The following is a 20,748-nucleotide window of genomic DNA, read 5'->3' on the forward strand; positions in this document are numbered from 1 at the left end:
TTCTCACCTCGCGGGGCCTTTTCGCGTGATGTCGTCGCCCAGTGCATCGCATGGGCATGATCCGGGAATCGTCGGGGGTGTCCCAGGGAACCCGGGGCGGCCTGGCGGGTGAGTGCATTGACCGGAGGGCGCTCTCAGGGCAGAATCGTTTTCTGCTGGACAGAGTATTGTCCGCTCCTGGCCACTCGTCAACCGGTGCCGCAAGACGGCGAGGTCATGCCGGCGGGGCGCCGCGATCCCAAGGAGACGAAGGTGCTCGAACTCGGCCCGCCGCGCCGGGAGATCGCCGAAGGCTGCCGGGTCCTCGCCGCTCGGCGGCTGGCGCCCGGCATCCTCGGCCACATCAGCGTGCGGGCGGACGCCTCGCGGCTGCTGATCCGGTGCCGGGGCCCGAAGGAACGCGGCCTGGCGTACACGACCGACGAGGACGTCAGGCTCGTCGGCCCGGACGGAGGAGGGAGCGGCGACGGGTACACGCCGCCGTTCGAGCTGCCCCTGCACACCCGGATCCTGGAACGCCGGCCGGACGTCATGTGCGTCGTGCACGCGCACCCGCGCGACGTCGTCGTCGCCGACCTCGCGGGGCTGCCGATCCTGCCCGTCGTCGGCGCCTACGACATCCCCGGCGCCGCCCTGGCGGCCGACGGCGTCCCGGTGTACCCGCGCGCCGCGCTCATCCACACGCCCGGCCTCGCGGACGAGGTCGCCGACGCGCTCGGCGCGCACCACGCGGTGGTCATGCGCGGCCACGGCCTGACCACCGTCGGCGCCTCCGTGGCCGAGGCGGTGCTGCGGGCGATCTCCGTACAGTCCATCGCGTCGATCTCGCTGTCCGTCGCCGCCGCCGGCGGCACCCCGCGGCCCATCCCCGACGAGGACCTGGCCGAGCTGCCGAACCTCGGCTCCGGACTCAACCTCGGGGCGGCCTGGCGCCACGAACTCGCCCGACTCCACGAGGGAGGACTCCCGTGACCCGCCCGATCAGCCTGCCGAGCGACATCGGCGACGGCGACCTGACCGTCACCAACATCCTGCGCCACGGCTCGGCCTGGCATGCCGGGCGGTCGGTCCGCACGGTCGGCGACGACGCGTCCGAACTGCGCTACGGCGACCTCGCCGGGCAGGTCGCGGCGCTCGCGCACGGCCTGCGCTCCCTGGGCGTCCGGCCCGGGTCCGTCGTCGGCTCGCTGATGTGGAACACCCGCGAGCACCTGGAGGCGTACTTCGCGGTCCCGGCCATGGGCGCGCTGCTGCACACGATCAACCCGCGGCTCTCGGCCGAACAGCTGGTCTTCACCATCAACCACGCCGCCGACGAGGTGATCGTCGCCGACGCGTCGTTCCTCGGCCGGCTGGCCGAGATCGCCGACCGCCTGCCGACGGTGCGCACCGTCATCGTCGTCGGCTCGTACGAGGAAGCCGCGCCGGACGCCTGGCCGGGGGAGACGCTGCGCTACCGCGAGGTGGTCGCCGGGCAGCCGGCCGCCTACCCGTGGCCGGAGATCCACGAGAAGTCCGCCGCGACGCTCTGCTTCACGACCGGGACCACCGGCGACCCCAAGGGCGTCGCCTACAGCCACCGGTCGATCTGGATCCACGCCATGTCGCTGTGCACGGCCAACGCCGTCGCGCTGAGCTCGCGGGACCACGGCTACATCATCACGCCGATGTTCCACGCCAACGCGTGGGGCTACCCGTACGCGACCTTCTGGGCCGGCGGCGACCTGCTCCTGTGCAACCGCTGGGTCGACCCGGCGACGGTGGTCGACGCGGTCGCGCGCCACCGGCCGACGTTCTCCAACGGCGTGCCCACCGTGTGGAACGAGATCCTCCACTACCTCGACGCCGACCCGTCGCGCGACCTGGGGACGCTCGACCGGGTCGTCCTCGGCGGCGCGCCCATCCCGCGGACGCTGCGTACCGGGCTGAAGGAACGCTACGGCGTGCAGGCGCTGCAGGGCTGGGGCATGACGGAGACCTCGCCGCTGGTCACGCTCAACCGGCCGCCGCGGGCCGAGGAGGACGCCGACCCGGACCGCCGCGCCGACAACCAGGGCCGGGTCCTGGCCGGCGTCGAGATCCGCCTCGTCCAGCCCGACACGGGCCAGACGCTGCCCGCCGACGGGCGCGCTGTCGGCGAGTTCGAGCTGCGCGGGCCCTGGATCGCCGCCTCCTACCACCGCGCCGACGCGGGCGACAAGTTCCGCGACGGCTGGCTGCGTACGGGCGACGTCGGCACGCTGGACCCGCTCGGCTACGTGACCCTCACCGACCGGGCCAAGGACGTGATCAAGTCCGGCGGCGAATGGATCTCGTCGAACGAGCTGGAGCTCGCGGTCGCCCGGCACCCCGACGTGCTGCAGGCGGCGGTGATCGGCGTGCCCGACGAGCGCTGGGACGAGCGCCCCTGCGTCCTGGTCGTGCTGCGGGACGGCGCCCGGACGACCCTCGCGGACCTGCGTGACGCGCTGGTCGGCACGGTGCCCAAGTGGTGGGTCCCGGAGCGCTGGGTGCTGCTCGACGAGCTGCCGCTGACCAGCGTCGGCAAGTACGACAAGAAGCGGATGCGCGCGATCTACGCGAAGGGCGGGCTGGACGTCCGGCGCCTGTGACCAGGCGCCGGACGCGTTCCCTCAGGCCGGGACGGGGAACCGCTCGCCGATCCACCGTGCGATGACGTCGGCGACCCTCTCGCGGGCCCCCGGCGGGTTCTCGAAGTAGTGGTCGCCGGGCAGGTCGAGCCGCTGCTTGTCGTCGCTCGCGATGGCGGCGTACAGGCCGTCGGCGTCGCTCGGGTACACCCCCGAGTCGGCGTCCGGGTTGATGACGATCGCGGGCACCTTCACCTTGGCGAGATGCTCCTCGGCCCGGCACTGCGACTCGGCCAGGCTCCACATGCCGAGCCAGTTGCGCAGGGACGTCTCGTGCCCCAGCCCCCGGCCCGAGCGGTTCGCGACGGCCGGATCGCCCCGGTAGCAGGAGTTGTCCGGTCTGTTGGACGGGTCCAGGGACGAGTCGACCATGCGCGGGTCGGCCCACACCCGCTGCACGCTGAACGGGCGGTCCTGGAAGCCCAGGGCCTGGATCCTGGCCAGTTCGGCCTTGGCCCACGCGGTGATGCGGTGGTTGCGGGCGACCTGCGCGGCGCGGTAGCGGGTCAGGAACTCCGCCGAGTACGGCGGACCGTTCTCCGGGTCGTACAGGTCGAGCGCCGGGTCGGTCAGCGTCGGGTCGTGCTCGTCGACGACCGCCGCGTCCAGCCACGCGGTGATCACCTCCGGCCGGCCGAGGTGCGCGGCGAGCGACACGTACGCGTCGCCGGGGATCAGGTCGTCCACGCCGGGCGCCGGCGGCAGGCCGATGCCGGGGCGGATGCTCGGCTCGACGGCCTGGGCGTGGTAGGCCGCCATGAGCGACCCGCCTCCGGAGTTGCCGAGCAGGATCACGTGCTCGACGCCTTCTTCCTCCTTGAGCCGGCGCACGCCGACGCCGATGTCGACCAGGGCCCGGTCGAGGACGAACTCCGACTCGTAGCCGCGGTAGCGGGTGTTCCAGCCCAGGAAGCCGATGCCGCGCGCGGCCATGTGCTCGGCGAGGTAGTGCTCGGAGAAGTCGATCTGGTAGTGCGTGGCGATCATCGCGACACGCGGTCGTACGCCTTCGGGCGCGTAGTAGACGCCCTGGCACGGCATGCCGCCCGCGCCGGCCCGCCGCGCGCCGGGGGATTCACTGCTGACGAAGGTCTTGCTGATCATGGGGGAGAGACCGCCTCGTGGTTCTGTCGGTCATGAGCCTCCAGCTTCCTGTGGCGGTGAGCGGCCCGTCAAGAGTTAGCGCTCGCTAAGTTGATCGGGCCCTGCTGGTCGTACGGGGGAGAAACACGGGTGGTCAGGCGCCCCGGCGCACCATCTCGGCGATCCACACGGGCGCGTAAGGAGACGTGCAGCCGGGAGAGGTCGGGTAGTCCTTGAGCACCTGCAGACGTTCGCCGATGCCGATCGCGCGGGCGCGGTGCTCGGGGTGGTCGATCCCGATCTGGGCCAGGCAGTGGTTCATCGCCCACTGCAGGCGGTCGGGAGCGCCCTTCATCTCCGCCTCGATGACGTCGAGCAGCGCCACGAGGTCGAGACCGTCGGGCCTCTTCGCCACCCGCTCGGTGGTCAGCGCCCAGCCCGCGCTCGCCACCACCGGATCCGGGTCGGCGAACCAGGCCACGCGCAGCTCCTCGGCGTGCGGGCTCTTCTTCACCACGTAGTTGACGAGCCAGTCGTGCACCTTGGGCGTGCCCGCCCGGCGCACCATAGCGTCGAGCTCGTCCCGCTCGAACGCCTTGGGACGGCAGATCAGGAGCGCCAGCAGCTTCGCCGCGGTGTCGTCCTGCTGCCAGAGCCGGCGCGCGAGGTCCTGCTGCGTCTTGAGTCGCTTGGCGAGCGCGCGCAGGTGGCTGAGATTGACCCCGTGATCGTCGCCGTGCTTCTCATTCACCGCGCGGATCTTCGGGTCCTCCAGCGCTGCCAGCTCGGCCATCACCTCGGTCACCGTCGTCTCGGTCACCGCAGTCTCCCGTCGTCGCCCGTACCGGCTTCACCCTACGAGCCCAGACGCCCCTCCACCAACCGCCGCCGCCCCGGCGGGATCCCCCGCGCGGTCAGGGCCCGGTCCAGCAGCGCGGCGTCGAAGCCCCGCGCGGCCAGATGGTCCAGGAGAGGTTCGTACCGGTCGGGCCGGTCGCGCAGGAGCTCGGTGGCCAGCCGCAGTTCCAGCCGCACCACGGGCACCCGGTACGGGCCGCACCTGACCACGACGTAGTGCTCCCACGGGCCCCGGCCCACGCATTCCAGCCCGTCGGAGTCCGTCTCCTGCTCGACCGTGCTGACCTCCACGTGCACGCCGTCCACCTCATACCTGGCGAAGTACTGCGCGCTCTCGGGGAGGTAGGCCGGCGCGTACAGGCACGGGAAGGCCGAGAGCGCGGCGTCGAACGCGTCCACGTCCTCCCGCCGGGCCACCAGAAGGTCCACGTCCCCGACGGGCAGCCGGACCCCCTGCAACAGAGCGGCCCCGGTGCCGCCCACGCGATACACCGGCTCGACCCCCGCGACGCCGAGCGCGGCCAGCGTCGCCTCCAGCGCCGACGCCACGTCCACCAGCCGTAAGTTTCCAGTCCCCATGCCGATCACCGTAACCACGCCGACCACACGGGCGTCAGGGTGGACGGTGGATCACGGAAAGATTCCGAATGCTCGCTCACGGTGAACCTGCCGGTGCTTCCGGCCATCTCTCCTTCTATACGGCGTCCGCTGTGGGAGGAGCCCTCATGTCCGAGTACCGGTTCAACTCTCCCCCCGGCTGGCCGGTCGCGCCCCGCGGGTGGCGGCCTCCGCAGGGCTGGCGGCCGGACCCGTCCTGGCCGCCGGCTCCCGCGGAGTGGGAGTTCTGGATCCCCGACGAGCCGCCGCCCCCGCCGGAACGCAAGGGCGGCGGGCTCTTCGGCGGCAAGAAGCGGCTCGAAGAGGAGAACGCCCAGCTCCGCCAGTGGGTGGAGCGGCTGGGCGGGATGGACGCCATGCGGATCGCGGCGATGACCGAGGCGCTGCACGCGGAGCACAGCGGCCTGCGATCCGCCCTCGACGAGGCGACCCGGCGGCTGCGCGAGACGGAGCAGCGGATCGTGCTGACCGAGGAGACCGTCCTGCTGCAGGAGGTCGGTGTCTACGAGTACCGGCACCCGTTGAGCGACGTGGTGGCCTACAAGGCCGAACTCGCCAAGGTGAAGGCGCGGATCAAGGAGATGGCCAGGGACGGGAAGGCTGTCGTGGGCTCCAGGCACTGGCAGGTGAACGGGTCCGCGACCGAAGGGCGCAAGATGGTGCGCGACTTCTCCAAGCTGATGCTCCGCGCCTACAACGCCGAGGCGGACAACTGCGTACGGACCATGCGCCCGTACAAGCTGCAGTCGGCGATCGACCGGCTGGAGAAGGCGGTGGAGACCATCGTCAGGCTGGGCCGGACGATGCACCTGCACGTGGAGCCCGAGTATCACCGTACGCGGATCCACGAGCTGGAGCTGACCGCCGATCACCTGGCCAAGCAGGAGGAGGAGAAGGAGCTCGTCCGCGCCCGGCGCGAGCAGCAGCGTGAGGAGGAGGCCGCGCGCCGGGAGTTCGAGCGCGAGAAGGCGCGGCTGCGCAAGGAGGAGGCGCACTACCGGTCGGCGCTGGCCAAGATGCTGAAGAACGGCGCCGCGTCCGCGGAGGGCGTGGCCGAGTTGAAGGCCAAGCTGGAGGAGGTCGGCGTCGCGGTCGCTGACGTGGAGGCCCGCGAGGCGAACATCAGGGCGGGGTACGTGTACGTCATCTCCAACATCGGCGCGTTCGGCGAGAACGTCGTGAAGATCGGCATGACCCGTCGCCTGGAGCCGGAGGACCGGGTCCGCGAGCTGGGCGACGCGTCGGTGCCGTTCAGGTTCGACACGCACGCGCTGATCTTCAGCGAGGACGCCGTGGGTTTGGAGTCCCGGCTGCACGCGGAGCTGGGCGACCGGCGGCTCAACAAGGTGAACCTGCGGCGGGAGTTCTTCCGTGCCACCCCCGCCGAGGTGCGCGACCTGTTGCAGAAGATCGCCGGCCAGCACCTGCTGGAGTACCGGGACACGGCCGAGGCCCTGGAGTGGCGGCAGTCGGCCGGGGCGGCCTGAAGGGCTGGGACGCAGGCGGCCGGCGTGGGGCGGGCCGCCTGGTCGGGTGGTGGTGGGGTCAGGCGCCTGGGCCGAGGGGGCGGGGGAGCTCGCGGTTGCCGCCCCACAGGGAGCGCACCAGCAGGTCGGTGGTCTCCTGGCCGAAGAGCTTGACGCCCATCACGTTGGCGGGGTCGCGTTCGGCGATGTTCTTGCGGATGGCCAGGTCGCGTTCGGCCAGCGCGGCGCGCTCCTCGGCGGGGACGGGCTCGGCCTCGTCGACCCACCTCAGCCACTGGTCGACCCTGCGGTGCAGGACGTCGCGGACGACCTCGATGTTGGCCTGGTTGGCGGGGAAGGAGTAGCAGTAGGCCGTCGGGGAGAGGCTGGCCCGGATGAACGCGGTGGGGCTGGTGAACCAGACGAAGTCCTCGTGCTCGCGCCGGTGGCGCAGCCAGTCGGCCTCGTTGGGGGTGTAGTAGCGGTCGTAGTAGTCGGTGTCGCCGACGAGGTCGCCGCGCGGGATGGCGTCGACGTAGAACCAGCCTTCGGGCCAGAGCAGCAGCGCGATGCCGAGGTGGGGGACGCGGACGTGCGGGCCGAGCCAGGCCGTCAGGTGGAGGTTGACGAAGCTCGCCTTGGGGTTCCCGATCCAGGAGTGGACCAGCCAGTCGATCTCCGGGCCGCTGAAGCCGGCGAGCCGGCCGCCGGGGCCTTCGGGGTAGGTGCCGTACGACTCGAGGGATGCGGTGGACGGGTCGCGAGTCAGCTCGAACCGGGCCTCGATCTTGGCCATCAGCTCACCGAGCAGGTCCTGCCACTGCTGGAAGGCCTCGGTGACGTCGATGGTCGGTGACTGGCCGACCATCTCTTCCACGTTCTGGAGCGTTTCGTTCACCACGTGACTCCTGTTCGAAGCTGTGTATCCCGGAGAGGAACGAGGGCTGTTACGCGTAGAGAAACATCGTTTCCAATTGGTAGGATCTCGCGGATCCGGCGCAAATGTCCAGCGCCGGCCGGAGATTCGAAAACGTGCCGTCAGCCCTCTCCTCCATGATCCTCTAGCTGCTAGTCTCCATAGGCAAAACAGTGTTTCCTCATAGGAAACGCTCTGTGGTAGGAGGAGAGATGAGAAAGCTCCATCTGAACGTTTTCCTCATGGGTGTCGGCCATCACGAGGCCGCCTGGCGGACCAAGGGGACGGATCCCTCCCGGGTCACCGACATCAGGCACTACCAGGAGCTGGCCCAGACAGCCGAGCGGGGCAAGCTCGACTCGGTGTTCCTGGCCGACTCGCTCTCCTTCTGGGGGGACATCAAATACCACACCCTCGGCGGCCTTGAGCCGATCACGACGCTGGCCGCGATGGCGGCGGTGACCGAGCGCGTGGGTCTGATCGGCACCGTGTCCACCACCTACAACGAGCCGTTCAACGTGGCACGCAAGTTCGCGTCGCTGGACCACATCAGCAACGGCCGGGCCGGATGGAACATCGTCACCTCGGCTTTCGAGTCGGAGGCGCGCAACTTCGGCGGGGGCCTCCCGGCGCACGCCGCCCGGTACGTGAGGGCCAACGAGTTCGTCGACGTGGTCACCAAGCTCTGGGACAGCTGGACGGACGACGCCATCGTCGCCGACCAGGAGGAGGGCGTCTACGCCGACAAGGAGAAGGTCCGCGCCATCGAGCACGAGGGCGACCTGTTCCGGGTGCACGGCCCGCTGAACGTCCCCCGCCCGCCGCAGGGCCGGCCGCTGCTCGTCCAGGCGGGCTCCTCGGAGGACGGCAAGGAGTTCGCCGCCCGCTACGCCGAAGCGGTCTTCACCGCCCAGCCGGTCATCTTCTCGGCGATGGCCTTCTACGCCGACTTCAAGGGCCGGCTCGCCAAGTACGGGAGGAAGCCCGACGACGTGGCCATCCTGCCGGGCCTGTCGCCCATCATCGGCTCCACCGAGGAGGAGGCGCAGCGGCTGCGCGAGGAGCTGGGCGCGCTCGTCGTCCCCGAGTCGGCCGTCGGCGCGCTGTCCGAGGTCCTCGGCCACGACCTCACGAACCACCCCCTGGACGAGCAGCTGCCCGACATCCCGGGCGTGAACGAGGGCCAGCGCAGCCGGGCCGGGGTCGTCATGGCCATGGCCAGGCGGGAGAACCTGACCGTGCGGCAGCTGCTCGGCCGCCTGGCCGGGAACCGGGGACACCGGGTGGTCGCGGGCACCCCGGTGCAGATCGCCGACGAGATCGAGGAATGGTTCACCAAGGGCGCCTGCGACGGCTTCAACGTCATGCCTCCGACGCTGCCCGGCGGCCTGGAGGACTTCGTGGATCACGTCGTGCCGGAGCTGCAGCGCCGGGGCCTGTTCCGCACCGAGTACGACGGCGCCACCCTGCGCGAGCACTTCGGGTTCGCGCGTCCCGTGGTGACGCGGGCCTGACCGGGCGGTGTCCGGCGGTGTCTGACAGGCGCATCGGGGCCGCGGCTGTCAGACACCGCTCAGGTGCCCGGGATCGCGGCGACCAGGGCCTTGGTGTAGTCGTGCGCGGGACTGCCGAGGATCTGCTCGGCCGGACCCGTCTCGACCAGGCGGCCGGCGTGCATCACCGCGATCCGGTGGGCGACGGCGCTCACCACGGCGAGGTCGTGCGAGATGAACAGGTAGCCGAGGCCGCGTTCCTCCTGCAGGCGCAGGAGCAGGTTGATGATCTGGGCCTGTACGGAGACGTCCAGCGCGGTGACGGGCTCGTCCAGGATCAGCAGGTCGGGCGAGAGGGCCAGCGCCCTCGCGATGCCCACCCGCTGCCGCTGCCCGCCGGAGAGCTGGTGCGGGTGCCTGCCCGCGAGGCCGGGGTCCAGGCCGACCTCCGCCAGCAGGCCGGGCACGTCCCCGGTCATCCCCTGCACGCGCAGCGGCTCTCGTACGATCTCCTCGATCGTCCAGCGCGGGTTCAGCGACGTGGAGGGGTCCTGGAAGACGAGCTGGAAACGCGGCCGCAGCGGCCGCAGCCGCCGACGCGACAGAGTCGCCAGCTCCACGCCGTCCAGGCGCACGCTGCCGCTGGTGGGCTGGGCCAGCCGCGCCACACACCGGGCCACCGTCGACTTGCCCGAGCCGGACTCGCCCACGATCGCCAGCGTCTCGCCCCGGTCGACCTCCAGCGTCACGCCGTCGACCGCCCACGTCTGGCCGTAGCGCTTGCGCAGGTCGGTGACGCGCAGCAGCGGCTCAGCCATCCTGCACCGCCCAGCAGGCCACGCCGTCGACCAGCGCGGGGGTCTCCTGGGAGCACCGGGCGAGCGCGACGGGACAGCGGGGGTGGAAGGCGCAGCCGGGCGGGCGTGACTTGGGCGCGGGCGGATGGCCGGGGATCACCGGCAGCGGGCCCCGGCCGGCGCTGATCCGCGGCCGGGACCGCATGAGGGCGGCGGAGTAGGGGTGCCGGGGCGCGCCGAGGACCTCTTCCGTGGTCCCCGTCTCGACCAGGCGGCCGGAGTACATCACCGCGATCCGGTGCGCGGCCTCGGAGACGAGACCGAGATCGTGGCTGACGAGCACGGTGGCCGCTCCTGTCTCCCGCTGCGCGGCGCGCAGCACCCGCATGACCTGCTCCTGGACCGTGACGTCCAGCGCCGTGGTGGGTTCGTCCGCGATCAGCAGGGCCGGCCGGAGCGCGATGGCCATCGCGATCACGATCCGCTGCCGCATCCCGCCCGACAGCTCGTGCGGGTAGACCTTGGCCCGCTCCGGGCCGATGCCGACCTGCTCCAGCAGCTCCATGGCCCGCTGCCGCGCGGCCGTGCGGCCCGAGCCGTGGATCCGCAGCACCTCCGCGATCTGGGTGCCGACCCGCATGAGCGGGTTGAGCGACGTCGCCGGGTCCTGGAAGACGAAGCCGATCTGGCTGCCCCTGATCCGTTCCAGCCGGGACGCGGTGAGCTCGGTGCCGGCCAAGGTGGCGGTGCCTCCGGTGACCTTGGCCTGGCCGGGCAGCAGCCCGGCCACCGCGAGCATGGTCATGGTCTTGCCCGAGCCCGACTCGCCGACCATGCCGAGCACCTCGCCGGGCCGCACCTCGAAGGAGACGCCGTCGACGATCCGCACGCCCCCGGCGGTCACCGCCAGGTCCTTCACCTCAAGCATGGTTGTCCGTCCGAACGTCGAAGGTGTCACGGAGCCCGTCGCCCAGCAGGTTGACGAGCAGCACGGTCAGCGTGAGCGTCAGGCCGGGCCACAGCGGGATCCACCACGCCGTCTCCAGCAGCTCGCGCCCGTCGTTGAGGATCGTGCCCCAGGACGGGGTCGGCGGGCGCACGCCCAGGCCGAGGAACGACAGGCCGCCCTCCACGAGCACCATGGTGCCGACGCTGAAGGTCCAGATCACCAGGTTGGCGCTCGCCACCGCGGGCGTCAGGTGCCGGGTCAGCACGTTCAGGTGACCGGCGCCGGCGCCGACCGCGGCCATCACGTAGTCCTCGCCTCTGACCTGTTTGACGATCGTCCGGGTGACGCGGGCCGAGGTGACCCAGCCGGCGAGGACGAGCAGCGTGATCAAGACCGGGGTGGAGGAGCCGATGACGCCGATGGTCGCGATGGCCAGCACCAGGAAGGGGAAGGCGATCCAGAGGTCGCCCAGCCCCATGACGAGCCGGTCGACCCAGCCGCCGAGATAGCCGGCGAGCAGCCCCACCAGGATGCCCACCGCGCAGGTCAGCGTGCTGGCCACGAAGCCGACCAGCAGCGAGGTGCGGCCGCCCGCCAGGACCCGGGCCAGCAGGTCGCGGCCGAGCTGGTCGGTGCCGAGCGGATGGCCGGGCAGCGCGCCCTCCATCCAGAACGGCGGCGCCAGCTTGGCGGGCAGATCCTGCTCCAGCGGGTCGAGGCCGAGCACCAGCGGGCCGAGCATCACCGAGAGCGTGATCAGCGCCAACCCGGACAGCGCGATCCGGACCGACGTCCTCATCCGGCCGCCTCCCTTCTGACCCGCGGATCGGCGAGCGCCCCGAGCAGGTCGCCGATCGCGCTGACGGCGACGACCAGCACCGCCACCACGAACACGGTGGCCTGCACGATCGGGTAGTCCCGCTGGAAGATCGCGTCGACGAGTTGCTTGCCGATGCCGTCGTAGGCGTAGAGCTGTTCGACGATCACCGTGCTGGACAGCAGGTAGGCGCTGTCGACCACGAGGAACGCCAGCACCGGCGGGAACGCGTTGGGCAGCGCGTGCCGGGCCAGGGCACGCAGCCGGCCGCCGCCTTTCGCCCGTACGGTGCGGATGAAGTCCTGCTCGACCGCCTCCAGCAGGCCGGCCCGGACCAGCCGCACGACGCGGGCGACGGTGAAGGCGGCCAGGGTCAGCGTCGGGAGCACCGCGTGCAACGAGCTCTCGGCCCCGTAACTGGGCAGCCAGCCCAGCCACAGGGCGAAGACCAGCAGGAGCAGCAGCCCGAGCACGAAGTTCGGCATCGCCTGGGCGACCGCCGCGGCGGCGTTGACGAGGCGGCCGGAGGTGTGGCGCGACCGGGCCGCGGCGAGCATGCCGAGCGGCACGCCGATGAGCACCGCGAGGACCAGCGTGGCGCCGACGATCTGCAGGGTGAGCGGCAGCCTGGCGAGCACCGCCGAGATGGCCGGCTCTCCCGTGTGCGGGGAGACCCCGAAGTCGAGCCGGGCCACGTCGGCGAGGAAGGTGCCGTACTGGGTCCACAGGGGGAGGTCCAGGCCCAGCTCGCGCCGGACCCGGTCCATGTCCTCCGGGGTCCCGCCCGGTCCCACGAGGACCGCGGCGGGATCACCTGAAAGACGGAGGAGGAAGAAGAGCAGGGTCAGCACGCCCAGGACGGTGACGAACAGCCGTACCAACCAGACCGCGCCCGCGCGCAGAACGCGCAAGGCTGTCCGGTCTGCTCTCATATCGCCTTCCTGGATTCGGAGAGCAACACGTTGCCGTCGACGTTGAGCTTCAGGTCCGCCTTGGCCGCGTGCACGTAGACCGTCTCCGGCCAGGCGAGGAAGACGACGCCGGCCTCGTCGTGCAGCCGCTTGGCCATCGCCTTGATGGTCTCCTCGCGCTTGGCCGGGTCCATCTCGCGCGCGGCGGCGGAGAAGAGCTTGACGTACTCCTCGTCCTCCACGTGCTTCTGCACGCCCTCGGGCTGCGGGCCGAAGCGGCTGACGCCGGCGATGTCGCGCAGGTCGAAGTAGTCGGTCTGCCAGTAGATCAGCGGCGTCTCGCTCTTCTTCAGCAGCGTGGTGATGAAGGTCGAGAGGTCCTGGATGACCACCTCGGAGGTGATGCCGATCTTGGCGAGGTAACCGGCGGTGATCTCGGCCTGCTGCTTGAACAGGGCGGTGGTGGCGATGTTCAGGGTCAGGCCCTCGGCGCCGGCCTCCTTGAGCAGGGACTTGGCCCGCTCGGGGTCGTAGGGGATGGCCTCCAGCGCGGGGTCGTGGCCGACGAAGCCGGGCTGGAGCAGCTGCCCGTTGGGCACCTTGCCGTAGCCCGACAGCCCCGACTTCACGAACTCCTCGTTGTCGACGGCCAGGTTGAGCGCCAGCCTGACCCGCTTGTCGCGCAGCTTGGGCTCCACGTCGCCGATCATGCTCAGCACCGCGCAGGAGCCGGCGGTGACGGGCTTGACGGTGAACGAGTCGGTCAGCTGCGCCGCGACCGAGGGCGGCAGGCCGTAGGCGCCGTCCACCTCGCCGGTGCGGAGCGCGGTGGTCAGCGTGCCCGGGTCCGGGATGGCGACGACGCGGGCGCTCTTGACGTTCTCGGACTTCCGCCAGGACTCGGGGAACGCCTCCAGGTCGATGCTCTTGGCGGGGGTGTACGCGGCGACCTTGAAGGGGCCGGTGCCGGAGGCGACCGTGCCGGGCTTCTCCTTGAAGATGGCCGGGTCCGTCATGCTCAGCCGGACCAGGCGGTTCAGCAGGACGGGATCCGGCTCCTTGGTGATGAGCCGGACGGTCGTCGGGTTGACGACCTCGGCGCCGGACAACGTGCCCATCTGGCTCGCGCGGAAGGCGAACGCCGGCTCTCCGGAGAGCAGCCGCTCCACGTTGGCCTTGACCGCCTCGGCGTCGAAGACCCCGCCGCGGTGGAACTTCACCCCTTCGCGGAGCGTGAACTCGATCGTGCGGTCGTCGATCGAGCGCCAGGCGGTGGCCAGGGCCGGCGCGAGCTTGCCGTCGGCGTCGAAGGTGACCAGCGGGTCGTAGACCTGGGCGGTGAAGGTGGCGCCGACGTTGGAGAGCGCGGCGGCCGGGTCGAGGGAGTTGGTGATCGCGGAGGAGGCGACGATGAGCGGTGCGGCGGCGGCCCCGCCGGTCGCGCCGGTCGCTCCGGGGGTCTCCTTCTTCGGTGAGGTCGCGCATCCGGTTGCGACCGCGGCGACAGCCAGCCCGCCAATGCTTAGGACCTTTCGGCGAGTGAGTTCCACGACGCCACCCTTTCCTGTATCTCATGGAGATACGCTGTTCCGTTGAAGGAAACATAGGTGTGGGGGTCATGAGCGTCAAGAGGGATCTCTCACTCGGCTCACCGTCCGGGGGCTAACTTCCGGCATCCGGCACAGTGAGGAACTCCTCGCCGGCTCCGGTCACGTCGCACCCTGGGCCGTCGCGTTGCGGAGGTCGCGGAACGCGCGGGCGTGGTAGATGAGCGGCGCGGCCTGCCGCGGCGCGGCGGCGGCCTTCACCTCGCCGAGGATGATCGTGTGGTCGCCCGCCTCGTGTCTGGCGGATACCCGGCAGTCCAGCCAGCCGACCGCGTCCGCGAGGACCGGGGCGCCGGTCTCGGCGGTCTCCCACCGTTCCTGGCCGAAGCGATCGGCGGCCTCCGACTTGCTGCCCGCGAACCGCCGGCCGATGGGTTCGTGGTCGTGGCTCAGGATGCTGACCGTGAAGATGTCGCTCCGCTCGATCAGCCGCTGAGTGGTGCTCGTCGTCGTGAGGCAGACGGAGATCAACGGAGGGTCGAGTGCCACGGCGCTGAACGAACTGGCCGTCATGCCGTGCCGTCTGCCCGAGGTGGTCACGGTGGCGACCACCACCACGCCGCTCGCCCACTGGGCCAGCACCTCGCGCAGGAGGTTTGCGTCCAACGAGGCTACCGCCGTTCCGCTATAGGAAACGTTGTAACGCTGACGGTAACGGGGGAGATTTCAGGTGTCAACGATCTTCCAGGAGGTGTTTCCCATTGGGATACTCTGTTCCCATGTCAGGGGAGGCGGACGGTTACAGCCGGTCCATAGCGGCGGTCGAGCGGGCGATGGACGTCCTGCTGCTGTTCGGGCGGACGCCCCGGCCGGACCTGGGGGTGACCGAGATCGCCGTGGAGCTCGGCCTGACCAAGGCGGCGGTGCACCGCGTCCTCACCGCGCTGCGCAGCCGTGAGCTGGTCACCGTCGACCCCGCCAGCAGGCGCTACGCGCTCGGGCACGCCGCCATCGCCCTGGGGCGCGCCTATCTGGAGCGCACGGACCTGCGCCGTCTGGCCATCCGCGAACTGCGCGACCTGTCCGCCCTGACCGGCGAGACGGCCACCCTGTCGATCCGCCGCGGCGACACCCGGCTCTACGCCGAGCAGGTCGTGCCCACGCAGGAGCTGCGGATCGAGGTCGCCCTCGGCATCCCGTACGCGCTGTACGCGGGCAGCGCCTCCAAGGCGATCCTGGCCTTCCTCCCCCGCGAGGAGCTCGACGCCTATCTGGCCCGCCACCGCCTGGAACGGATCACCGAGGCGACCATCACCGACCCTCGCGAGCTCAGGGCGGAGCTGGCCGCGATCAGGGCCAGGGGGTACGCCACCTCGGCGGGCGAACGCCAGGTGGGCGCGGTCTCCGTCTCCGTCCCCGTCTTCGGCCACGGCGGTCACGTGATGGCGGCGATCGGCCTGTCCGGGCCGGTCACCAGGTTCGAGCCGCGCCTGACCGAGTGCGTCCGGCCGCTGCTGGACGCCGCCGCCAGGATCTCCGAGCAGCTCGGCCACCCCGGCTAGACAAGGCCGCCGGATCGGGGGTTCTTTCGCGACGTAAGGTGGAGAACCTGATCGCTGTCGGCCCGCGAGAAAGGATGGCTCGGATGGGTCTGGAGGTCGAGAGCCGGCCGTCTGATTCCCCGTACATCGAGCGGGTGTGGCGGAGCCGCAGCAGCGGGGGCGTCGACCGGATGACGGCGGTCGCCTGCGCGCGCGGTGAGCTGGTCGTCTGGGAGCACCGCGGCCGGATGTGCGCCGCGGTGCTCGGTCCGGAGTCGAAGGCGAGCCAGGCCCCGGTGCCGGAGGACGCCACGTTCTTCGGGATCACGTTCTCCCTCGGCACCTGGATGCCGCACCTGCCCTTCCATCGGCTCGTCGACCGGTCCGCCGACATCCCCGACCCGACCCGCACCTCGTTCTGGCTCAAGGGCACCACCTGGCGGCTTCCCGGCTACGACAACGCCGAGGAGTTCGTCCGGCGGCTGGTCCGCGAGGAGGTGGTCGAACGCGACCCGGTCGTCGCCGCGGTCTTCCGCGGCGAGTCGCCCGATCTGTCCGAACGCACCATCCAGCGGCATTTCGTGGCGGTCACCGGCCTCACCCGGGTCGCCGTCCGGCAGATCGACCGCGCGCGCCGGGCCGCGATCCTGCTCCAGGAGCGGACCCCGGTCCACGACGTGATCGACCGGCTCGGCTACTTCGACCAGCCGCACCTGGCGCGGTCGCTGGCCCGCTACGTCGGGCGTACCGCCACCCGGCTGGCGGAGGGCGACCCGGCCGAGCCGCTGTCGCTTCTGTACAAGACCTGACCGCCTCCGCCCGCCTAGCCTCGCTGTCGTATCGGACCGATGGCGAAGGAACCAGAACGATGGCGAAGATTATTTCGAGCTTTTTCATCTCCCTCGACGGCGTGGTCGAGTCGCCCGACCAGTGGCACTTCCCGTACTGGAACGACGAGATGGGCGCCGTGGTCGAGGCGGGCATGGGCAACCAGGCGGCGTTGCTGATGGGCCGCAAGCTGTACGAGGAGTGGTCGTCGTACTGGACCACGACCGGCGAGGACCAGGAGATCGCCGAGCTCTTCAACAACGCGCCCAAGTACGTCGTCTCCAGCACCATGGAGAAGGCCGACTGGAACAACACCACCGTGATCAACGGTGACGTCGCTGCCCAGCTGCGCGAGCTCAAGGAGCAGCTCAGCGGCGGCGACATCCAGATGTCCGGCTCGGCGACCACCGTCCGCTGGCTCCTCGCCAACGGGCTGCTCGACGAGCTGAACCTGCTCGTCCACCCGATCGCGGTCGGCCGGGGTCAGAGGCTGTTCGAGGACACCCCGACCCACCCGCTGAAGCTGGTCAAGTCCGAGACCTTCCAGACGGGCGTGCTCCACCTCGTCTACACGCCGGACACCGACTGACCGGGACGATCACCCCGGTCAGCGGAAGACCCCGCTGTAGGCGTTGAGCGCGGGCTGGCCGCCGAGGTGGGCGTACAGGACGTTGGCGTCCTCGGGGATGTCGCCGTTCCGTACGAGGTCGATGAGCCCGGCCATGGACTTGCCCTCGTAGACCGGGTCCAGGATCACGCCTTCGAGGCTGCCGGTGAGGCGGATGGCGTCGACGGTGGACTGGACGGGGACGCCGTAGAGGTCGCCGGCCCATCCTTCGAGCAGGACGATCTCGTCGTCGCGCAGGTCGCGGCCGAGGCCGATGAGCTCGGCGGTGGCGCGGGCGATCTTGGCCACCTGGGCGTGCGTCTCGGCGGGCTTAGCGGAGGCGTCGATGCCCAGGACGCGCCGGGGGCGGTCCTGGCCGGCGAAGCCGGCGATCATGCCGGCCTGGGTGCTGCCGGTGACGCTGCACACCACGACGGTGTCGAAGAAGACGCCCAGCTCCTGTTCCTGCCGCCGCACCTCGTCCGCCCAGCCGGCGAAGCCGAGCCCGCCGAGCGGGTGGTCGGAGGCGCCCGCGGGGATGGCGTACGGGGTGCCGCCGGCGGCGCGGAGGCCGTCGACGGCCTCGGTCCAGCTGTCCTTGTAGCCGATGCCGAACTCCGCCTCGACGAGCCGGACCTGGGCGCCCATGATCCTCGACAGCAGGATGTTGCCCACCTTGTCGTTGACGGCGTCCGGCCAGTCGACCCAGCTCTCCTGGACCAGCACGGCCTTGAGGCCGAGCCGGGCCGCCACCGCCGCGACCTGCCGGGTGTGGTTGGACTGCACGCCGCCGATGGTCACCAGCGTGTCGGCGCCCTGCCGGAGCGCGTCGGGGATGAGGTACTCCAGCTTGCGCGTCTTGTTGCCGCCGAAGGCCAGGCCGCTGTTGCAGTCTTCGCGCTTGGCCCAGATCCTGGCCCCGCCGAGGTGGTCGCTGAGCCGTGGCAGCGGGTGGATCGGGCTGGGGCCGAAGGTCAGGGGATAGCGCTCGAAGTCGTCGATGGACACGCCGCGGCTCCTCGGGTTGGCGATGTGCAATATATTGCATGCATCATTCGGCCAACTGTCAAGAGCGGTCTCACTCCCGCAGGATGGCCCACAGCAGGTAGACGACGCACAGCAGCCCGGGGACGGCCAGGAAGAGGATGATGACCCTGGGCAGGTCCGTCCAGGTCAGCAGGCAACTCAGGCCCACCGAACCGACCAGTCCGACCATGGCGATGGATCTGTACTTGTCCCGAGTGGGTCCGGTCACCGTTTCGTCCTTCCGGAAGCGGGTCAGAGCAGGCGCTTGATCTCGCCGTACGCACGATAGAAGCCGCCACGTCCGGCCGAGCGTACGCCGTCGACCAGATAGCGGGCTCCCGGCTCCCGGATGTCCTTGGGGAACTGCACGTTCCACGCCTCGTACCCGGGGCTGACCACGCGGACCCGCAGCCGCTCGCCGTCCCTGACGCACTCCACCACCACGCCGTCGCCCGGCCCGCCGTGATGCTCCAGAACCATCTCGTGCACGGTCTCCAGCACAGTGGACGGCTCGACCACCTCCAGCGAGGCCGCCGCCTTGACGTCCACGGGCTGCGGCACGCTGCCCTCGCGCGCCCCGGCGATGGCCGCCTCACTGGCGTCGATGCAGGCCAGCGAGCCGTCGGTGGTGACGATGTAGAGACGGTCGTCCAGGAACTGCATGGAGAACGCCGACCCGCAGCCGGTGGCGAGCTTCCACAGCCGTTCGCCCGAGGCGTCGAAACAGTAGACGGAGGAGTGGCTGTCGCCGGCGAACACGTGCCGCCCGCCTGGCGAGGTGGCACACGAGTAGACGGCGCCGTCGCACTGGTAGACCGCCTCCACCCGGCCGTCGCCCTTGGCCAGGCGGTGCACCGTGCGGCGGGCGGTGCCCGCGTACACCGCGTGCTCCTCCTGCCAGCCGAACAGCACGTCGCTCGCCGCCTTGTTCTCCCAGACGAGGGAGCCGTCGGCGTCGTAGCGGGCGACGCCGTTCGAGTGGCCGTGGTAGACGGCGTCCTCGTCGCACCGGACCATCCAGGCGGAATCGCCGGCGCCGGACCGCGCCCACTGGAACTCGTCCTCGTAGTCGATCGTGGTGATCCGCCCGGCCCGGTCGGAGACGCCGAGCACGCCGTCGTGGATGTCGAGCCAGTAGATGTCCACGTCGGCCGCGATCTCGTACGCGGACCTCGGCACCTTCCCGCTCAGGTCGTACACGCGGCCGTCGTCGCACCCGGCGTAGATCCAGAAGTCGTCGGCCACGATGCACTTGACGCCGTCGGGCAGCCGGAAGCGGCCGGTCACCGTGCCGGAGTGGGTGACGGTGTAGACGTCGCCGCGCTGGTTGCCGACCCAGCAGCGGTCGCCGTCCACGAAGATGCCGAACGCGGCCGCGCCGCTGTCGAACCGCCACAGCACCGGCGCCTGCCGGGCGGTGGAGCGGGTGCTGGCGATGGCGCGCCGGGTGACGGCCCGGCGCCGGCGCACCCCGCGCACGGCCGGCGCGTAGCCCTTCCGGGTCTTCTCGCCGATCTTCTTGTCCGCCGCGGCCTGCGCCTTGGCCTCGGTGGGGAAGGAGGAGACCTTGGTCTGCCCGGCCTCGCCGATGCGGCCGTAGGTGATCGTCACCTGCGTCCCGGCCACGGTGACCTCGTAGAACTTGTGCGCTCCGCCGCCGTCCTCCGACAGCTCCAGGTAGGTCATGTCCGCGTTTCTCCCAACAAGCCGGGTGATCAAGTGGCTCGGAGACTAGAGCAACGGGACGACAGAAATCCGGCCTATCCCGGAACCGCGAGGCCGAGGAGGCGGGCGGCGTTCTCCTTCAGGATGCGCGGGCGGACCTCCGGTCTGATGTCGAGCTTGTCAAAGTCGGCCAGCCACCGGTCGGGGGTGATGACCGGGTAGTCGGAGCCGAAGAGCACCTTGTCCCTCAACAGCGTGTTGGCGTACTGGATCAACTGCGGAGGGAAGTACTTCGGCGACCATCCCGACAGGTCGATGTACACGTACGGCTTGTGCGTGGCGACCGCGAGCGCCTCGTCCTGCCAGGGGAACGACGGGTGGGCCAGGATGATCCGCAGCTCGGGGAAGTCCACGGCCACGTCGTCGACCAGCATCGGGTTGGAGTACTTCAGCCGGATCCCGCCGCCTCCCGGCACCCCGGCGCCGATGCCGGTCTGGCCGGTGTGGAACAGCGCCGGGACGCCCAGCTCCTCGATGACCTCGTACAGGGGATAGGCGACGGGGTCGTTGGGCGCCATGCCCTGGGAACTCGGGTGGAACTTGAAGCCGCGCACCCCGTACCGCTCGACGAGCCGGCGGGCCTGGCGGGCGCCGGCACGGCCCTTCCACGGGTCGATGCTGGCGAACGGGATGAGCACGTCGGGGTGTTCGGCGCAGCTCTCGGCGACCTCCTCGTTGGGGATGGGCGGATGGCCGGTGGCGTGCTCGCTGTCGACGGTGAACACGACGGCGGCCATCCGCCGCTCGCAGTAGTAGGCGGCCATCTCGGGGATGGTCGGCCGGGGATGGTCCTTGAAGTACTTGGCGGAGGCGCGCAGCAGCTCGGGGCTGAGCGACTCGTGCCCGTCCTTCGAGACCTCGGCGTGCGTGTGGACGTCGATCGCGACGAGGTCGTCGACGTTCACGACGGCTCCG

21 protein-coding genes are annotated in these 20,748 nt (G+C 70.8%); 7 read left to right on the forward strand and 14 right to left on the reverse strand.

All coding sequences use genetic code 11. The features are described 5' to 3' along the window. Positions 1–252 precede the first annotated feature (252 nt). Positions 253–972, forward strand: coding sequence for a class II aldolase/adducin family protein (locus ACGFI7_RS01030; RefSeq protein ID WP_393397704.1), 720 nt, complete (start codon positions 253–255; stop codon positions 970–972). Beyond that, complete coding sequence (locus ACGFI7_RS01035) at positions 969–2,612, forward strand: long-chain fatty acid--CoA ligase (RefSeq protein ID WP_393397706.1); 1,644 nt, start codon at positions 969–971, stop codon at positions 2,610–2,612. Before ACGFI7_RS01030 ends, ACGFI7_RS01035 begins: the two co-directional genes overlap by 4 nt. 21 nt (positions 2,613–2,633) lie before the next feature. Here the strand turns inward: ACGFI7_RS01035 and ACGFI7_RS01040 are convergent, their stop codons facing one another. From ACGFI7_RS01040 to ACGFI7_RS01050, 3 genes are all read right to left on the reverse strand, one after another. Then, a complete protein-coding gene (locus ACGFI7_RS01040) occupies positions 2,634–3,755 on the reverse strand; it encodes an alpha/beta hydrolase (protein ID WP_393397708.1) in 1,122 nt (373 codons plus the stop codon). 133 nt (positions 3,756–3,888) lie between these two features. After that, complete coding sequence (locus ACGFI7_RS01045) at positions 3,889–4,527, reverse strand: DNA alkylation repair protein (RefSeq protein ID WP_393399562.1); 639 nt, start codon at positions 4,525–4,527, stop codon at positions 3,889–3,891. Positions 4,528–4,589: 62 nt separating this feature from the next. Next, entirely contained in the window at positions 4,590–5,171 is a 582-nt protein-coding gene (locus ACGFI7_RS01050) for a hypothetical protein (protein ID WP_393397710.1), read from the reverse strand. 146 nt (positions 5,172–5,317) lie between these two features. On the opposite strand from ACGFI7_RS01050, the gene ACGFI7_RS01055 reads away from it, so the two are divergent. Further along, positions 5,318–6,697 carry a DUF4041 domain-containing protein gene (locus ACGFI7_RS01055; RefSeq protein ID WP_393397712.1) on the forward strand — a complete coding sequence of 460 codons (1,380 nt, stop codon included), beginning with the start codon at positions 5,318–5,320 and terminating at the stop codon, positions 6,695–6,697. A 58-nt stretch (positions 6,698–6,755) separates the two neighbouring features. On the opposite strand, the gene ACGFI7_RS01060 is transcribed toward ACGFI7_RS01055, so the two are convergent. Continuing rightward, positions 6,756–7,574: an oxidoreductase gene (locus ACGFI7_RS01060; protein WP_393397713.1), complete on the reverse strand. Its 819-nt coding sequence runs from the start codon at positions 7,572–7,574 to the stop codon at positions 6,756–6,758. 230 nt (positions 7,575–7,804) lie between these two features. Between ACGFI7_RS01060 and ACGFI7_RS01065 the strand changes: the two genes are divergently transcribed. Further along, positions 7,805–9,106, forward strand: a complete 1,302-nt coding sequence (locus ACGFI7_RS01065; protein ID WP_393397715.1) for an LLM class flavin-dependent oxidoreductase — start codon at positions 7,805–7,807, stop codon at positions 9,104–9,106. 59 nt (positions 9,107–9,165) lie between these two features. On the opposite strand, the gene ACGFI7_RS01070 is transcribed toward ACGFI7_RS01065, so the two are convergent. The 6 genes from ACGFI7_RS01070 to ACGFI7_RS01095 all read right to left on the reverse strand — a co-directional run bounded on the left by ACGFI7_RS01070 (position 9,166) and on the right by ACGFI7_RS01095 (position 14,772). Further along, a complete protein-coding gene (locus ACGFI7_RS01070; RefSeq protein WP_393397717.1) occupies positions 9,166–9,903 on the reverse strand; it encodes an ATP-binding cassette domain-containing protein in 738 nt (245 codons plus the stop codon). Further along, entirely contained in the window at positions 9,896–10,810 is a 915-nt protein-coding gene (locus tag ACGFI7_RS01075; RefSeq protein WP_393397719.1) for an ABC transporter ATP-binding protein, read from the reverse strand. Before ACGFI7_RS01075 ends, ACGFI7_RS01070 begins: the two co-directional genes overlap by 8 nt. Further along, on the reverse strand, positions 10,803–11,630 hold the full coding sequence (locus tag ACGFI7_RS01080; protein WP_393397721.1) for an ABC transporter permease: 828 nt from the start codon (positions 11,628–11,630) through the stop codon (positions 10,803–10,805). The genes ACGFI7_RS01075 and ACGFI7_RS01080 overlap by 8 nt, the downstream gene beginning before the upstream one ends. Next, positions 11,627–12,559, reverse strand: coding sequence for an ABC transporter permease (locus tag ACGFI7_RS01085; RefSeq protein ID WP_393397723.1), 933 nt, complete (start codon positions 12,557–12,559; stop codon positions 11,627–11,629). Before ACGFI7_RS01085 ends, ACGFI7_RS01080 begins: the two co-directional genes overlap by 4 nt. A gap of 17 nt (positions 12,560–12,576) precedes the next feature. After that, positions 12,577–14,109 carry an ABC transporter substrate-binding protein gene (locus ACGFI7_RS01090; RefSeq protein ID WP_393397725.1) on the reverse strand — a complete coding sequence of 511 codons (1,533 nt, stop codon included), beginning with the start codon at positions 14,107–14,109 and terminating at the stop codon, positions 12,577–12,579. A 159-nt stretch (positions 14,110–14,268) separates the two neighbouring features. Beyond that, positions 14,269–14,772 (reverse strand): flavin reductase family protein, encoded by a 504-nt coding sequence (locus tag ACGFI7_RS01095; protein ID WP_393397727.1) that lies wholly within the window; start codon positions 14,770–14,772, stop codon positions 14,269–14,271. 113 nt (positions 14,773–14,885) lie between these two features. Here ACGFI7_RS01095 and ACGFI7_RS01100 point away from each other — a divergent pair, with 113 nt between their 5' ends. The 3 genes from ACGFI7_RS01100 to ACGFI7_RS01110 all read left to right on the forward strand — a co-directional run bounded on the left by ACGFI7_RS01100 (position 14,886) and on the right by ACGFI7_RS01110 (position 17,064). Next, on the forward strand, positions 14,886–15,668 hold the full coding sequence (locus tag ACGFI7_RS01100; RefSeq protein WP_393397729.1) for an IclR family transcriptional regulator: 783 nt from the start codon (positions 14,886–14,888) through the stop codon (positions 15,666–15,668). 83 nt (positions 15,669–15,751) lie between these two features. Beyond that, entirely contained in the window at positions 15,752–16,456 is a 705-nt protein-coding gene (locus ACGFI7_RS01105) for a helix-turn-helix domain-containing protein (protein ID WP_393397731.1), read from the forward strand. Between the two features lie 59 nt (positions 16,457–16,515). Then, complete coding sequence (locus ACGFI7_RS01110; protein WP_393397733.1) at positions 16,516–17,064, forward strand: dihydrofolate reductase family protein; 549 nt, start codon at positions 16,516–16,518, stop codon at positions 17,062–17,064. Positions 17,065–17,082: 18 nt separating this feature from the next. On the opposite strand, the gene ACGFI7_RS01115 is transcribed toward ACGFI7_RS01110, so the two are convergent. The 4 genes from ACGFI7_RS01115 to ACGFI7_RS01130 form a co-directional block, all read right to left on the reverse strand. Beyond that, positions 17,083–18,090, reverse strand: coding sequence for a 1-aminocyclopropane-1-carboxylate deaminase (locus ACGFI7_RS01115; RefSeq protein ID WP_393397735.1), 1,008 nt, complete (start codon positions 18,088–18,090; stop codon positions 17,083–17,085). A 70-nt stretch (positions 18,091–18,160) separates the two neighbouring features. Next, positions 18,161–18,337 (reverse strand): hypothetical protein, encoded by a 177-nt coding sequence (locus ACGFI7_RS01120; RefSeq protein WP_393397737.1) that lies wholly within the window; start codon positions 18,335–18,337, stop codon positions 18,161–18,163. A gap of 23 nt (positions 18,338–18,360) precedes the next feature. Continuing rightward, positions 18,361–19,794, reverse strand: a complete 1,434-nt coding sequence (locus ACGFI7_RS01125) for a WGR domain-containing protein (protein WP_393397739.1) — start codon at positions 19,792–19,794, stop codon at positions 18,361–18,363. Positions 19,795–19,868: 74 nt separating this feature from the next. Continuing rightward, positions 19,869–20,738 (reverse strand): amidohydrolase family protein, encoded by an 870-nt coding sequence (locus ACGFI7_RS01130; protein ID WP_393397741.1) that lies wholly within the window; start codon positions 20,736–20,738, stop codon positions 19,869–19,871. Between the last annotated feature and the right edge of the window lie 10 nt (positions 20,739–20,748).

The sequence above is a fragment of the Nonomuraea sp. NPDC048826 genome, assembly GCF_043198225.1.
In the GTDB taxonomy this organism is placed as follows: domain Bacteria; phylum Actinomycetota; class Actinomycetes; order Streptosporangiales; family Streptosporangiaceae; genus Nonomuraea.

Bases quoted from the DNA above. Each gene is read 5' to 3' on its own strand.
- ACGFI7_RS01110 (WP_393397733.1), top strand. From the start codon at position 16,516: ATGGCGAAGATTATTTCGAGCTTTTTCATCTCCCTCGACGGCGTGGTC.
- ACGFI7_RS01050 (WP_393397710.1), bottom strand. From the start codon at position 5,171: ATGGGGACTGGAAACTTACGGCTGGTGGACGTGGCGTCGGCGCTGGAG.
- ACGFI7_RS01040 (WP_393397708.1), bottom strand. From the start codon at position 3,755: ATGATCAGCAAGACCTTCGTCAGCAGTGAATCCCCCGGCGCGCGGCGG.
- ACGFI7_RS01075 (WP_393397719.1), bottom strand. From the start codon at position 10,810: ATGCTTGAGGTGAAGGACCTGGCGGTGACCGCCGGGGGCGTGCGGATC.
- ACGFI7_RS01100 (WP_393397729.1), top strand. From the start codon at position 14,886: ATGTCAGGGGAGGCGGACGGTTACAGCCGGTCCATAGCGGCGGTCGAG.
- ACGFI7_RS01105 (WP_393397731.1), top strand. From the start codon at position 15,752: ATGGGTCTGGAGGTCGAGAGCCGGCCGTCTGATTCCCCGTACATCGAG.
- ACGFI7_RS01125 (WP_393397739.1), bottom strand. From the start codon at position 19,794: ATGACCTACCTGGAGCTGTCGGAGGACGGCGGCGGAGCGCACAAGTTC.
- ACGFI7_RS01070 (WP_393397717.1), bottom strand. From the start codon at position 9,903: ATGGCTGAGCCGCTGCTGCGCGTCACCGACCTGCGCAAGCGCTACGGC.
- ACGFI7_RS01045 (WP_393399562.1), bottom strand. From the start codon at position 4,527: ATGGCCGAGCTGGCAGCGCTGGAGGACCCGAAGATCCGCGCGGTGAAT.
- ACGFI7_RS01080 (WP_393397721.1), bottom strand. From the start codon at position 11,630: ATGAGGACGTCGGTCCGGATCGCGCTGTCCGGGTTGGCGCTGATCACG.
- ACGFI7_RS01055 (WP_393397712.1), top strand. From the start codon at position 5,318: ATGTCCGAGTACCGGTTCAACTCTCCCCCCGGCTGGCCGGTCGCGCCC.
- ACGFI7_RS01065 (WP_393397715.1), top strand. From the start codon at position 7,805: ATGAGAAAGCTCCATCTGAACGTTTTCCTCATGGGTGTCGGCCATCAC.